The following is a 13,302-nucleotide window of genomic DNA, read 5'->3' as shown; positions in this document are numbered from 1 at the left end:
TCGTTCTCTCGATAGACCGCAACCCCTCACCCGATTTGCTGCGCAAATCGACCTCTCCCAAGGGAGAGGTGGCACCTCCGCCGCCGCTCCAGCTCAGCCTATCCCGCTCCGGGGGCGGTCCTGCGGAACGGTCCGCCGGCCACCGGGGGCTTTGCGATTTCCCGCTTGGCTGCTATGGAAACCCCATGTTTTCGCGGCGCATCATACGGATTAGCGGCCCGGCTTCCGCCTGAGCCTCAAGGCTCGGCGCAAGACCGGGACTTTCGCCGTTTTCACCCGCGATTGATCGCGTTTCCGCGCCCGCACCTGCCAAATCAGAGCTTTCATGTCCGACAAGCCGCAAAAGACCGACGCTAACGACTATTCCAAGACCCTTTACCTGCCGCAGACGGAATTCCCGATGCGCGCCGGCCTGCCCCAGCGCGAGCCGGAAATCCTGAAATACTGGAACGACATCGGCCTCTACGACAGGCTCCGCCGGGAAGCCGAGGGCCGCGCCAAGTTCGTGCTGCATGACGGCCCGCCCTACGCCAACGGCAACATCCATATCGGGCACGCGCTGAACAAGATCCTCAAGGACGTCGTGACCAAGAGCCAGCAGATGCTCGGCTTCGACTCCAACTATGTGCCGGGCTGGGACTGCCACGGCTGCCGATCGAATGGAAGATCGAGGAGGAGAACTACCGGTCCAAGGGCAAGCAGAAGCCGGACTTCCGCGACTCCGCCGCGATGGTCGCGTTCCGCCGGGAATGCCGCGCCTATGCGACGCACTGGATCAACGTGCAGCGCGAGGAGTTCAAGCGGCTCGGCATCATCGGCGACTGGGATCATCCCTACGAGACGATGAGCTATCCGGCAGAGGCGCAGATCGCGCGCGAGCTGATGAAGTTCGCCGCCAACGGCACGCTGTATCGCGGCTCCAAGCCGGTGATGTGGAGCGTGGTCGAGAAGACCGCGCTGGCCGAGGCCGAGGTCGAGTACGAGGACTACACCTCCGACATGGTGTGGGTGAAATTCCCGGTCACCTCGCCGGCGCATGGCGCACTCGCGAATGCCTCGGTCGTGATCTGGACCACCACGCCATGGACGCTGCCCGGCAACCGCGCGATCTCGTTCTCGCCGAAGATCGCCTACAGCCTCTACAAGGTCACGGATGCGCCCGCGGACAATTGGGCGAAGACCGGCGATCTCTTGATCCTGGCCGATGCGCTCGCCGCCGAAGTGTTCAAGCAGGCGCGCGTCACCTCCTATGAGAAGGTCCGCGATATCCCCGGCGACACGCTGGACGCCGTGGAATGCGCGCATCCGTTGAAGGGCTTTGGCGGCGGCTACGAATTCATCGTGCCATTGCTATCAGGCGAGCATGTCACCGACGATACCGGCACCGGCTTCGTGCACACCGCGCCGAGCCACGGCCGCGAGGACTTCGACGTCTGGACCGCCAACACCCGCGAGCTCGATGCGCGCGGCATCCCGACCGCGATCCCCTACACGGTGGATGAGAACGGCGCCTACACCGCACAGGCGCCGGGCTTCACCGGAAAACGCGTGCTCAACGACAAGGGCGAGAAGGGCGATGCCAACGAGGCTGTCATCAAGGCATTGATCGAAGCCGGCAAGCTGCTCGCGCGCGGCCGCCTCAAGCACCAGTACCCGCATTCCTGGCGCTCCAAGAAGCCGGTGATCTTCCGCAACACGCCGCAATGGTTCATCGCGATGGACAAAGACATCGTGGACGCCCCGGGCAAGCCCGGGGCTATGGACATCGCGGAGCACGGCCACGCCAAGAAGGGCGACACCCTGCGCGCCCGCGCCCTGCACGCGATCTCGGTCACGCAATGGGTGCCGCCGGCCGGCGAGAACCGCATCAACGGCATGATCGCCAACCGGCCGGACTGGGTGATCTCGCGGCAGCGCGCCTGGGGCGTGCCGATCGCCGTGTTCGTGCGCGAGAACGCCGACGGCTCGGCCGAGATCCTGCAGGACGAGGTGGTCAACCAGCGCATCACCGAGGCGTTCATGGAGGAAGGCGCCGACGCCTGGTACATGGACGGCGCCCGCGAGCGCTTCCTTAGGGAACGCGCGTCCGAAAACTGGAAGAAGGTCGACGACATCTGCGACGTCTGGTTCGATTCCGGCTCCACGCACGCCTTCGTGCTGGAAGACCGCCAGAACTTCCCGCAGCTCGGCAACATCGTCCGCAAGGTCGATGGCGGCAACGACACCGTGATGTATCTCGAAGGCTCTGACCAGCATCGCGGCTGGTTCCACTCCTCGCTGCTGGAAAGCGCCGGCACGCGCGGCCGCGCGCCCTACGACATTGTGCTGACCCACGGCTTCACGCTCGACGAGAACGGCCGCAAGATGTCGAAGTCGCTCGGCAACACGGTCGAGCCGCAGAAGGTGATCAAGGATTCCGGCGCGGATATCCTGCGCCTGTGGGTCTGCGCCACCGACTATGCCGACGACCAACGCATCGGTCCGGAGATCCTGAAGAACACCATCGAGACCTATCGCAAGCTGCGCAACTCGATCCGCTGGATGCTCGGCACGCTGCATCACTTCAAGCAGACTGAGAAAGTCGCCTTCGCCGAGATGCCCGAGCTCGAGCGGCTGATGCTGCACGAGCTGGCCGGCCATACCGAGACCATCCGCAAGGCCTATGCCGCGTTCGACTACAAGACCGTGGTCGCAACGCTCGCCGCCTTCATGAACTCCGAGCTGTCGGCGTTCTATTTCGATATCCGCAAGGACACGCTGTATTGCGATCCGCCGTCCTCGGTGGCGCGCAAGGCGGCGCTGACCACGATCGATCTGCTGTGCGACGCGATCCTGAAATGGCTGGCGCCGATCCTGAGCTTCACCACTGACGAAGCCTGGCGGATGTACCGGCCGAACGCCGAGCCTTCGGTGCATCTCACGCTGTTCCCCGAGGGCCTCGAGCAGTTCCGCAACGATGCCCTCGCCGCGAAGTGGGAGACGATCCGCAACGTCCGCCGCGTCGTCACCGGTGCGCTCGAGCTTGAACGTGCCGCCAAGCGGATCGGCTCCTCGCTCGAAGCATCGCCGGTGATCTACGTCGCCGACCGCGAGATGCTGGCCACGCTGTTCGACATCGATCTCGCCGAAGTCTGCATCACCTCGAACTACGAGGTGCGCGAGGGCGAGGCGCCGGCCACGGCCTTCCGTCTCGATGCGGTGCCGGGCGTTGCGTGGTGGTCGAGAAGGCGGTCGGCACCAAATGTGCGCGCTCATGGAAGATCCTCCCCACAATCGGCGAGGATCCTGACTATCCCGACGTCTCGCCGCGCGACGCGCAGGCGCTGCGCGAATGGAAGGCGCTGGGGGTCACGGCTTGAACTCGCCCGTTCGCGCCGGTGTGCTGGCGGCGGTCATCACCCTGATCGCCGACCAGGCCTCCAAGCTCTGGCTGCTCCATGTCCTCGACATCGCGCACCACGCCCCGGTGACGGTGACGCCGTTCTTCGACCTGGTGCTGGCCTGGAATCCCGGCATCAGCTTCGGCTGGTTCCAGAGCGAGACCCCGGCCGCCCAGATCCTGCTGATGGTGATCAAGGCCGCCGCCGTGATCGCGCTGGCGATCTGGATGGCGCGGTCGCGGACCTGGCTTGCGACGCTGTCGCTCGGCCTGATCATCGGCGGCGCGATCGGGAACGGGATCGACCGCTTCGCCTATGGCGCGGTGGTCGATTTCGCCCTGCTTCACGTCGAGATCGCCGGAAAAACCTATAATTGGTACATCTTCAACCTCGCCGACGTGGCCATCGTTGCTGGCGTGGCGGCCCTATTGTATGATTCCGTCGTGGGGACCCCCGCCGTAAAAGCGCCCTGATCCCGGCCGATACGAGCCGATCGGCGGTCGACCTGCACCCAGCGGAACTGAGCGGTAAGCCAGTGATCGCTCTGGCGAATTTTGAGATGGGAATAGCGCGATGCGCAACACCAAAGCCCGCGGAAATCTGATCGAGACCTCCCAGCTGTCGCTGCTGCGCGGCCTGCGCCTGGCGTTCGTTGCGGCCGGAATCGGCCTTGTGATGACCGCCGGCCCGGTGCGTGCCGGCGACGATGAAGATGACGGCGATGACGGCCTGACCTTCGAAGAGCGGATCATCGACAATCTGATGACCGGCCTCGGCGCCAAGAGCGCCGCCAGCAAGGGCATCGACTACCGCGAGCGCTCGCCGCTGGTGGTGCCGCCGAAGCTCGACCTGCCGCCGCCCGCCTCGACCACGCAGGTCAACGCGCCGAACTGGCCGAAGGACCCCGATATCGCCGCCCGCAAGGCCGCGATCGCGGCGCGCAAGAAGGAAGTCAAGAAGGAGCCGTGGCAGTCGGCGGTGGCTTTGACGCCGGCCGAGATCGAGGCGGGCCGCAAGCAGCAGACTGCCACCGAAGGCCGCAGGGAGCCGCTCGAGCCCGGCACGAACACCAATCCTTCGCTGATGCCGAGCCAGCTCGGCTACACCGGCGGTCTGCTCGGCATGTTCAAGGGCAACAGCAGCGAGTCCAAGCCATTCAAGGGCGAGCCGACCCGCGAATCCCTGACCGAACCGCCGCCCGGCTATCAGACGCCGTCCGCGGGGTTCGACTACGGCACCGGGCCGATGAAGCCGAAGGTGCAAGAAGGCCAATACGACGTCATGACCGGAAAACCGTTGCAGTGACGCTTGGCCTGGTTGGGCGAAGGCTGACATGAGCAAAGCTTAATGCGGGTGGACATCCGTCTCTCCGCTTCGTGACGACGGGCACGGAGACGACCGTGTACGATGGCTTGCTTTCGCACCCCGGCTGTGTGTCCGGGCTTTCATAAGGACCATGATGCCCTCACGCCGATCGATTGCCCTGTTCGCTGCCGCCTTTGTTTCAACCATCCCGCTGTCGGGCACCAGCCTTCGCGCCCAGACCACCGTCACCTCGGAACGCCCCGCGAGCTTCACGCTCGACAACGGCCTGCAGGTCGTGGTGATCCGCGATCACCGCACGCCGGTCGTCACGCAGATGATCTGGTACAAGGTCGGCTCCGCTGACGAGACGCCCGGCAAGTCGGGCCTCGCGCATTTCCTCGAGCATCTGATGTTCAAGGGCACCGCCAAGCACCCGGCCGGCGAGTTCTCGCAGACCGTGCTGCGCGTCGGCGGCAACGAGAACGCCTTCACCTCCAACGACTACACCGGCTACTTCCAGCGCGTGCCGCGCGAGCAGCTGCCCACCATGATGGAATTCGAGGCCGACCGCATGACCGGCCTGATCCTGAAGGACGAGAATGTGCTGCCCGAGCGCGACGTCGTGCTCGAGGAGTTCAACATGCGGGTTGCCAACAACCCGGATGCCCGGCTCACCGAGCAGATCATGGCCGCGCTCTATCTCAACCATCCCTACGGCCGGCCGGTGATCGGCTGGCACCAGGAGATCGAGAAGCTCGACCGCGAGGATGCGCTCGCCTTCTACCGCCGCTTCTACGCGCCGAACAACGCGATCCTGGTCATCGCAGGCGATGTCGACGTCAAAGATATCCGCCCGCTGGTCGAGAAGAATTTCGGCCCGATCCCGGCGCAGAAGGCAATCGCCGAGAAGCGCGTCCGGCCGCAGGAGCCGACACCGGCCGCCCCGCGCACCGTGACGCTGTCGGATCCGCGCGTCGAACAGCCGAACCTGCGCCGCTACTATCTGGTGCCGTCGGCGACGACAGGGGCGGCCGGCGAGAGCCAGGCGCTCGACGTGCTGGCGCAATTGATGGGCGGCGGCTCCAACTCCTACCTCTATCGCTCGCTGGTGATCGACAAGGGCCTCGCGATCTCGACCGGCGCCGGCTATCAGGGCACCGCGCTCGATCCGTCGCAATTCTCGATCGCGGTGACGCCGAAGCCGGGCGTCGAGTTCGCCCAGATCGAGGACGCGATCGACAAGGTGATCGCCGACCTCGCGCAGAACCCCGCGCGCGCCGAGGATCTCGAACGGGTCAAGACCCAGCTCATCGCGGAAGCGATCTACGCCCAGGACAACCAGGCGACGCTGGCACGCTGGTACGGCGGCGCGCTGACCACGGGCTTGAGCATCGACGACATCCGCAACTGGCCGGAACGCATTCGCGCCGTCACCGCCGAGCAGGTGCGCGCAGCAGCCACTACCTGGCTCGACAAGAAGCGGTCGGTGACCGGCTATCTGATCAAGGATACTGCGCCGAAACGCGAGGAGAAGCGCTCGTGACCTATTCCATCACCCGCCGCGCGGCGCTGATCGGCGGCGCCTGCGCCGCGCTGCTGACGCTGACATCGATGCCCTCGCAGGCCGCGGCCAAGATCCAGCGGCTGGTATCGCCCGGCGGCATCGAGGCCTGGTTCGTGCAGGACGCGACGGTGCCGCTGATCGCGATGGAATATTCGTTCGGCGGCGGCGCCAGCCAGGATCCATCCGGCAAGCCCGGCGTCGGTAATCTGGTCGCCGACTTGCTCGACGAGGGCTCCGGCGATCTCGATTCCAAGACCTATCATGAGCGGCTCGAGCGCCGCGCCATCGAGCTCAGCTTCGCGTCCAACCGCGACCAGTTCCGCGGCTCGCTGCGCATGCTCAAGGACAACAAGGACGAAGCCTACGACCTGTTGCGGATGGCGCTGACCTCGCCGCATTTCGAGCCGAAGGACGTCGAACGCATCCGCGCCCAGGTGATCTCGAACCTGCGCCGCGAATCGACCAATCCGTCTTCGCTGTCCGGCCGCAAGTTCCTCGAGCTCGCATTCGGCGATCATCCCTATGGCAGGTCGGCGACCGGCACGCTCGAGAGCGTGCCGACCATCGAGATCTCCGACCTGAAGGACTATGTCCGCCGCATCATCGCCAAGGATACGCTGCGGATCGCCGTTGTCGGCGACGTCGACGCCGACACGCTCGGCAAGCTGCTCGACAAGACCTTTGGCGACCTGCCGGCCAAGGCCGAATTGACGCCCGTTGCCGACGTCGTGGCGACCAAGCCGCCGCAGCGCGCCTTTGTCCCGCTCGACGTGCCGCAGACCATCGTCACCTTCGGCGGTCCCGGCGTCAACAGGCACGATCCTGATTTCATGGCCGCCTATGTGGTGAACCACATTCTCGGCGGCGGCGGGCTGTCGTCGCGGCTCTACAAGGAAGTGCGCGAGAAGCGCGGGCTGGCCTATTCGATCTATGAGTCGCTGCTCTGGATGGATCACTCCGCGCTGTTCATCGGCAACACCGGCACCCGCGCCGACCGCGCCGGCGAGACCATCGATGCGATCGAGGCGGAGATCCGCCGCATCGCCGAGCAAGGTCCGACGCAGCAGGAGCTCGACGAGGCGAAGTCCTATCTGAAGGGCTCGCAGATGCTGGCGCTCGACACCTCCTCCAAGCTCGCGCAGGCGATGCTGCAATACCAGCTCGACAAGCTGCCGATCGATTACATCGAGAAGCGCAGCGCCATCGTCGATGCGGTGACGCTCGACGACGTCAAGCGGGTCTCCAACCGGCTGTGGGGCAACGGCCTGCTCACCGTGATCGTCGGCCGCGCCCCGCAAGCCGCCGCGCAGCCGGTGTCGGCGCCGCCGAAGGCAAACTGACGCGCTCTCGGCGCGCCCGCCTTTTCACACACACCACCGTCGTGGCCACCCCTCTCCCCACCCTCCCCCGCAAGGGGGGAGGGAGCCTGGGAGGCGTGCTCACCTCACGGCGTGCACGACTGGCGGTGATGCTTCGATTGGCGTTGGATCGTCAGGGACGCACCGGTGGATGGGCTCCCTCCCCCCTTGCGGCAGGGCTGTCCGGGGAATGATTCACTATGTCGCGGAGCATGCCCGGTTTAACCGGCATGAAGCCGGTACTTTCTGGTTGTCGAGACTCAGAAAGGGACCGAGCATGCGGTTTAGCGATAGCATTTTTGGCAAGCTCCTTGAACCGATCAATCGGCGGCAATTTCGTGCGGCTGTGGATGGTGTGGACGGGAATGCCTATGACAAGTCGTTCACGAGCTGGGATCATTTGGTCGCGCTGATCTATGCGCAACTGAGCGGCCACGACAGCCTGCGCGCCGTCGTGGCCGGCTTCAACGCCAATTCTCAGCACCACTATCATCTTGGGACCGGCAAGCTGCACCGCTCGACACTGTCAGATGCCAATGCCCGCCGCCCGGTCGGTGTCTTCGCGCAGACCTTTGCGACGCTGTCGGCAATGGCCAGCCGGCAGCTGCGATGCGAAGGCAAGGAGATGGTGCGCTTGATCGATGCCAGCCCGATCCCACTCGGCAAGGTCTGTAACTGGTCGACGTGGAACGGCCGCATCCGCGGCATGAAGCTGCACGTCGTCTACGATCCCAAGGGTGATGTCCCGTCGTCCGTCGAGGTGACGCCAGCCAACGTCAACGACATCGAGATCGGTCGTCAGCTTCCGATCCAGCCAGGCACAACCTACGTGTTTGACAAGGGATATTGCCGCTTTGACTGGTGGCAGAAGATCAACGGCAGCAAGGCTTTGTTCGTTACCCGGGCCAAGCAACGCATTCGGCTTCGGGCGTTCAAGCATCGCACCATCCGCAAGCGCAAGGGCGATGGCTTCAAGATCATCGCCGATGACGAGGTCAAGCTTGTCTCCAAGGGTGATTCACGGCTGCCAATACCGCTGCGCCGTATCAAGCTCAGGCGCGAGGCCGGTGGCGTGATTACGCTTCTGACCAACGATCTGAGCCGCACCGCCGTCGAGATCGCCGCCCTCTACAAGAGCCGGTGGCAGATCGAGTTGCTGTTTCGCTGGATCAAGCAACATCTCGATATCCGCAAGTTTCTCGGAACCAACGACAACGCAGTCCGCTTGCAAGTGCTCGCGGCCATGATCGCCTACCTGCTGCTGCGGATCGCGGCCCGGGCCAACTGCATCAAAATGCTTCCCATCAGACTGGCCGAACTCGTCGGCCAACTTCTGTTCACCCGCCGAGCCCTTGCAGCGATCGACAAGCCTCCGCCCATCAACCCTGGCCGACGCCAGTCCAGAAAATCCCCAGGCCAAATCGAATTCTGCTATGGCTGAGTTTCCCCGGACAGCCCTGCCCTTGCGGGGGAGGGTTGGGGAGAGGGGTGGCCCAGGCATCGGCGCTAGACGTAGCCGATCAACCCTGCCCGAGCATACGCAACACAAACCCGCTATCCTGCGGCCGCCGATTCTTCCCTGCACCGGGTGATGTCATGCTGCGGGTGTCCCGCGACCTTACGATCGACGAGAACGATATTGAGATCGTCTTTGTCCGCGCCTCCGGTCCGGGCGGGCAGAATGTCAACAAGGTCTCGACAGCAGCCCAGCTCCGCTTCGACACGCACAAGATCGCGCTGCCGCCGGATGCCGCGCAGCGGCTGGCGCGGCTCGCCGGCAGCCGCATGACCAAGGACGGCGTGATCGTGATCCAGGCGTTCCGCTTCCGCACCCAGGAGCGCAATCGCGCAGACGCAATCGAGCGGCTGCTCGAGATGCTCAGGGAAGCGATGGTGAGGCCGACACCGCGGCGGCCGACCAAGCCGACACTCGGCTCCAAGCAACGCCGGCTCGAAGGCAAGAAGCGCCGCAGCGACATCAAGGCCGGCCGCGGCACGCGCCGTTTCGACGACTAGAGGACGATTAGAGAAAGTCGGATGCAGCGCACACGCGCACGCTGCATCCCGTATCGCGAACTAATACTTCTTGGCTCCGGGCGCCATTTCGGAACCACCAGACTTCGGTGACGTTGCGTGGCCGCTGCTGCTGCCGACCGTTCCCTTGCTGCCCGACTTGGCGCTGGTGCCGCTCTTCTGGCTCGGCGACGTCGGCTGCGCCGCCATTTCCTCATCGCCGCTGCCGGACATGCCGCCGCCCTGCTGCATCGTTCCTGCGCCCGGCGCGCCGCCACGAAGCTGGGTATTGGGTGTCGCCGCTCCCTGTGCCAGGACGGGGCCGGCCATCGCGGCCGAGATGGCAAGGGCGAGCACGCTGGTTTTTGCAAACGTCATCATTTCTCCTGGACTTTGACTGACGATGGACGGAGCGGCGCAGGTCGTGCGCCGTTTGCAGCGCCGACCCTAAAACCCCATCGCGCAAGACTGAATTTCCGCAAACGGCGCACACGCAATGCAAGCTGCGTCGTGTGGTGATCGTGCAGGAATTTCGCGGTCATTTTGCGGATTTGTCGTCCGCATATGCGGCAGCGACCGGTTCCGCGCCAAACCACCGCCCATCTTTGTTCTGCTGTGAAACAGCCCGCTACTACCAACGGCGGATTTCAGCCTCCTACAGTCACGGCACAGAGGGCGGTGATGTATATGACAAAGCTGCGCGCAAGGTGGGCTGCAGGATGGACGTCGGCGCTGGGATTTTGCAGCGCAATGCTTGCAGTGCAAATTGCGGCTGCGCAAATGCCCCTGCCCGCCGCCAAGCCGCCCGACGGCGCGACGCTGTTCAAGCAGCAATGCGCGACCTGCCACACGTCAAACGCGACAGATCCGGTCCGGCAGGGACCGTCGCTCTACAAGATCGTCGGCCGCCATGCCGGCAAGGCCGACGGCTTCAAATATTCCGCAGGTCTAGCCAAGGCTGACTTCGTCTGGGACGACGCCAGGCTCGATGCCTGGCTGACCAACCCGCAAGAGGTGATCCCGGGCAGCGTGATGGCCTATCGGCAGGCCAGGCCGGAAACCCGCGCCATGATCATCGCCCACCTGAAGGAGCTGAACTGAATGGCGAAACCCGTGCATTCGATGATCCGCGTGTTCGACGAGGCCAGGGCGCTCGACTTCTATCGTCGCGCCTTCGGCCTCGAGGTCGCGGACAATCTGCGATTTTCCGATTTCGCGCTGATCTATCTGCGCCATCCGTCCTCGCCCTTCGAGGTCGAGCTCACGGTCAATTTCGATCGCAAGGAGCCCTATGCGCTCGGCGACGGCTACGGCCATCTCGCCGTCGTCGTCGATGACGTCGATGCCGAGCACGCGCGGTTCGAGAGGGAGAAGCTGTCGCCCGGGCCGCTGCGCGACTTCAAGCATGACGGCAGGACGCTGGCGCGCTTCTTCTTCGTCTCCGATCCGGACGGCTACAAGATCGAGGTGATCCAGCGCGGCGGGCGCTTCGGCTAATCCAACTGCAAATCCAAATAGAAAATAAAATTACGGAGGAAACCCATGAGAGAAATCGATCGACGCAGCAGATATGACCGGCGTGTCTTTCTCAAAGGCGCGGCCGTCACCGCCCCCGCCGTCGCGATCGCGACATCGACCGGGCTCGGCATCACCGATGCCTGGGCCGAAGGCGCCTCGACGCTGACGCCTGCCACGCTGAAGACGCTCCTGAAGATGGCGCGCGACATCTATCCGCACGATTTCCTCGGCGACAGCTATTACATAGCAGCGGTCAAGCCGTGGGATGACAAGGCCGCGAAGGATCCGGCGGTCAAATCGCTGATCAATGACGGCGTAGCCCGGCTCGATCAGGAGGCCAAGGAGCGCCACAAGACGCCCTATGCGCAGGTCGCCTGGGAAAACGATCGCGTCGCGCTGCTGCAACGGATCGAGACAAGCGCATTCTTCCAGCAGATCCGCGGCGATCTCATCGCCTCGCTCTACAACAACAAGGAGGTCTGGCCGCGGTTCGGTTACGAGGGCTCCTCCGCCGAGCATGGCGGCTACATCAAGCGCGGCTTCGCCGACATCGATTGGTTGCCGAAGGTTTGAACGGACAACGCCAAGGAGGAAGCCATGACAAAATTCGATCTGAATGACAGCGGCGTTGTCGTGATCGTCGGCTCCGGTGCCGGCGGCGGAACGCTCGGCAATGAACTGGCGCAGAAGGGCATCAAGGTCGTGATCCTCGAAGCCGGCCCGCGCATCGAGAACCAGGATTTCATCAACGATGAATGGGACAGCTTCAGCCAGCTCGCCTGGTCGGACGCGCGCACCACGTCCGGAAGCTGGCGCGTGCACAAGGACTTCCCCAGCATTCCAGCCTGGATCGTGAAGGCGGTCGGCGGCTCCACCGTGCACTGGGCCGGCGCCTCGCTGCGCTTCGACGAGCACGAGTTCAAGATCAAGTCGGCTTACGGCAATATCCCCGGCGCCAATCTTTTGGACTGGCCGATCACGCTCGCCGAGATGGAGCCGTATTACGCCAAGGCCGAGAACAAGATGGGCGTCACCCGCACCAACGGCATTCCCGGCCTGCCCGGCAACAATAATTTCAAGGTGATGGAGGCCGGCGCGAAGAAGCTTGGCTACAAGGAGGTTCATACCGGACGGATGGCGATCAACAGCGAGCCGCGCGACGGCCGCGGCTCGTGCCAGCAGATCGGCTTCTGCTTCCAGGGCTGCAAGTCAGGCGCCAAATGGTCGACGCTCTACACCGAGATCCCGAAGGGCGAAGCCACCGGCAATCTCGAAGTGCGCCCCGGCAGCATGGTGATCAAGATCGAGCATGATCAATCCGGCAAGGTGACCGGCGTGGTCTATGCCGATGAAACCGGCGCCATGCAGCGTCAGAAGGCCCGCGTGGTCGCAGTCGCCGGCAACTCGATCGAGAGCCCGCGCCTGCTGCTCAACAGCGCCTCCAGCATGTTCCCGGATGGCCTTGCCAACTCATCCGGCCAGGTCGGTCGCAACTATCTGCGGCACATGACCGGCAGCGTGTATGCGACCTTCGAGAAATCGGTACACATGTATCGCGGCACCACGATGGCCGGCATCATCCGCGACGAGGCGAAGAACGATCCGAAGCGCGGCTTCGTCGGCGGCTACGAGATGGAAACGCTGTCGCTCGGCCTGCCCTTCATGGCCGCGTTCCTCAATCCCGGCGCCTGGGGCCGCAGCTTCAGCAGCGCCATGGAAGGCTATCCGCGGATGGCCGGCATGTGGCTGGTCGGCGAGGACCTGCCGCAGGAGACCAACCGCGTCACGCTGGATCCGAACGTCAAGGACAAGTTCGGCATGCCGGTCGCGAGCGTGCATTTCGACGACCATCCGAACGACGTCGCGATGCGCGATCACGCCTACAAGCAGGGCGCCGCAGTCTATGAGGCGGTCGGCGCCACCGTGACGTATCCGACGCCGCCCTATCCCTCGACCCACAACATGGGCACCAACCGGATGAGCGAGAAGCCGCGCGACGGCGTGGTCAACAAGTTCGGCCAGACCCATGACATCAAGAACCTGTTCGTCTCCGACGGCAGCCAGTTCACGAGCGGTGCGGCGTGCAATCCAACGCTCACGATCGTGTCGCTGGCGATCCGCCAGGCCGACAGCATCGCCGGCGCGATGCAACGCAAGGAAATCT

Annotated in this window: 11 protein-coding genes and 1 pseudogene; 11 read left to right on the top strand and 1 reads right to left on the bottom strand. The window is 64.3% G+C overall.

Annotation, left to right across the window (positions count from 1 at the left end):
- The first annotated feature begins 325 nt into the window (after positions 1–325).
- From ileS to arfB, 7 genes and pseudogenes are all read left to right on the top strand, one after another.
- Positions 326–3,359, top strand: a pseudogene (ileS, locus tag AKN84_RS43065) (isoleucine--tRNA ligase).
- Positions 3,332–3,853: a signal peptidase II gene (gene lspA / locus AKN84_RS43060; RefSeq protein WP_128971686.1), complete on the top strand. Its 522-nt coding sequence runs from the start codon at positions 3,332–3,334 to the stop codon at positions 3,851–3,853. Before ileS ends, lspA begins: the two are co-directional and overlap by 28 nt.
- 100 nt (positions 3,854–3,953) lie before the next feature.
- Positions 3,954–4,685, top strand: coding sequence for a hypothetical protein (locus AKN84_RS43055; protein ID WP_050426394.1), 732 nt, complete (start codon positions 3,954–3,956; stop codon positions 4,683–4,685).
- 151 nt (positions 4,686–4,836) lie between these two features.
- Positions 4,837–6,228 carry a M16 family metallopeptidase gene (locus AKN84_RS43050; protein WP_193399724.1) on the top strand — a complete coding sequence of 464 codons (1,392 nt, stop codon included), beginning with the start codon at positions 4,837–4,839 and terminating at the stop codon, positions 6,226–6,228.
- The gene (locus AKN84_RS43045) at positions 6,225–7,589 is read left to right on the top strand and encodes a M16 family metallopeptidase (protein WP_162240941.1); all 1,365 of its coding nucleotides are present in this window, start codon (positions 6,225–6,227) and stop codon (positions 7,587–7,589) included. The genes AKN84_RS43050 and AKN84_RS43045 overlap by 4 nt, the downstream gene beginning before the upstream one ends.
- Before the next feature lie 295 nt (positions 7,590–7,884).
- Positions 7,885–9,048, top strand: coding sequence for an IS4 family transposase (locus AKN84_RS43040; RefSeq protein WP_050426393.1), 1,164 nt, complete (start codon positions 7,885–7,887; stop codon positions 9,046–9,048).
- A 155-nt stretch (positions 9,049–9,203) separates the two neighbouring features.
- Positions 9,204–9,623 carry an alternative ribosome rescue aminoacyl-tRNA hydrolase ArfB gene (gene arfB, locus AKN84_RS43035; protein WP_050426392.1) on the top strand — a complete coding sequence of 140 codons (420 nt, stop codon included), beginning with the start codon at positions 9,204–9,206 and terminating at the stop codon, positions 9,621–9,623.
- A gap of 60 nt (positions 9,624–9,683) precedes the next feature.
- Here arfB and AKN84_RS43030 read toward each other — a convergent pair whose 3' ends face one another.
- Positions 9,684–9,998 carry a hypothetical protein gene (locus AKN84_RS43030; protein WP_050426396.1) on the bottom strand — a complete coding sequence of 105 codons (315 nt, stop codon included), beginning with the start codon at positions 9,996–9,998 and terminating at the stop codon, positions 9,684–9,686.
- Positions 9,999–10,400: 402 nt separating this feature from the next.
- Between AKN84_RS43030 and AKN84_RS43025 the strand changes: the two genes are divergently transcribed.
- From AKN84_RS43025 to AKN84_RS43010, 4 genes are all read left to right on the top strand, one after another.
- Entirely contained in the window at positions 10,401–10,721 is a 321-nt protein-coding gene (locus AKN84_RS43025; protein ID WP_050426391.1) for a c-type cytochrome, read from the top strand.
- The gene (locus AKN84_RS43020; protein WP_050426390.1) at positions 10,722–11,117 is read left to right on the top strand and encodes a VOC family protein; all 396 of its coding nucleotides are present in this window, start codon (positions 10,722–10,724) and stop codon (positions 11,115–11,117) included.
- Positions 11,118–11,162: 45 nt separating this feature from the next.
- Complete coding sequence (locus AKN84_RS43015; RefSeq protein WP_050426389.1) at positions 11,163–11,711, top strand: twin-arginine translocation pathway signal; 549 nt, start codon at positions 11,163–11,165, stop codon at positions 11,709–11,711.
- 24 nt (positions 11,712–11,735) lie between these two features.
- Positions 11,736–13,302: GMC family oxidoreductase (locus AKN84_RS43010; RefSeq protein ID WP_050426388.1), on the top strand; the 1,567-nt coding region annotated here is incomplete at its 3' end.

The organism is Bradyrhizobium tropiciagri (assembly GCF_001189845.1).
In the GTDB taxonomy this organism is placed as follows: domain Bacteria; phylum Pseudomonadota; class Alphaproteobacteria; order Rhizobiales; family Xanthobacteraceae; genus Bradyrhizobium; species Bradyrhizobium tropiciagri.
This window is presented reverse-complemented; position numbering and strand designations above follow the sequence as displayed.

What these genes read in the sequence shown, in the direction of transcription:
- lspA (WP_128971686.1), top strand. Translation starts at nt 3,332, where the DNA reads ATGGAAGGCGCTGGGGGTCACGGCTTGAACTCGCCCGTTCGCGCCGGT.
- AKN84_RS43055 (WP_050426394.1), top strand. Translation starts at nt 3,954, where the DNA reads ATGCGCAACACCAAAGCCCGCGGAAATCTGATCGAGACCTCCCAGCTG.
- AKN84_RS43050 (WP_193399724.1), top strand. Translation starts at nt 4,837, where the DNA reads ATGATGCCCTCACGCCGATCGATTGCCCTGTTCGCTGCCGCCTTTGTT.
- AKN84_RS43040 (WP_050426393.1), top strand. Translation starts at nt 7,885, where the DNA reads ATGCGGTTTAGCGATAGCATTTTTGGCAAGCTCCTTGAACCGATCAAT.
- arfB (WP_050426392.1), top strand. Translation starts at nt 9,204, where the DNA reads ATGCTGCGGGTGTCCCGCGACCTTACGATCGACGAGAACGATATTGAG.
- AKN84_RS43030 (WP_050426396.1), bottom strand. Translation starts at nt 9,998, where the DNA reads ATGACGTTTGCAAAAACCAGCGTGCTCGCCCTTGCCATCTCGGCCGCG.
- AKN84_RS43025 (WP_050426391.1), top strand. Translation starts at nt 10,401, where the DNA reads ATGCCCCTGCCCGCCGCCAAGCCGCCCGACGGCGCGACGCTGTTCAAG.
- AKN84_RS43020 (WP_050426390.1), top strand. Translation starts at nt 10,722, where the DNA reads ATGGCGAAACCCGTGCATTCGATGATCCGCGTGTTCGACGAGGCCAGG.
- AKN84_RS43015 (WP_050426389.1), top strand. Translation starts at nt 11,163, where the DNA reads ATGAGAGAAATCGATCGACGCAGCAGATATGACCGGCGTGTCTTTCTC.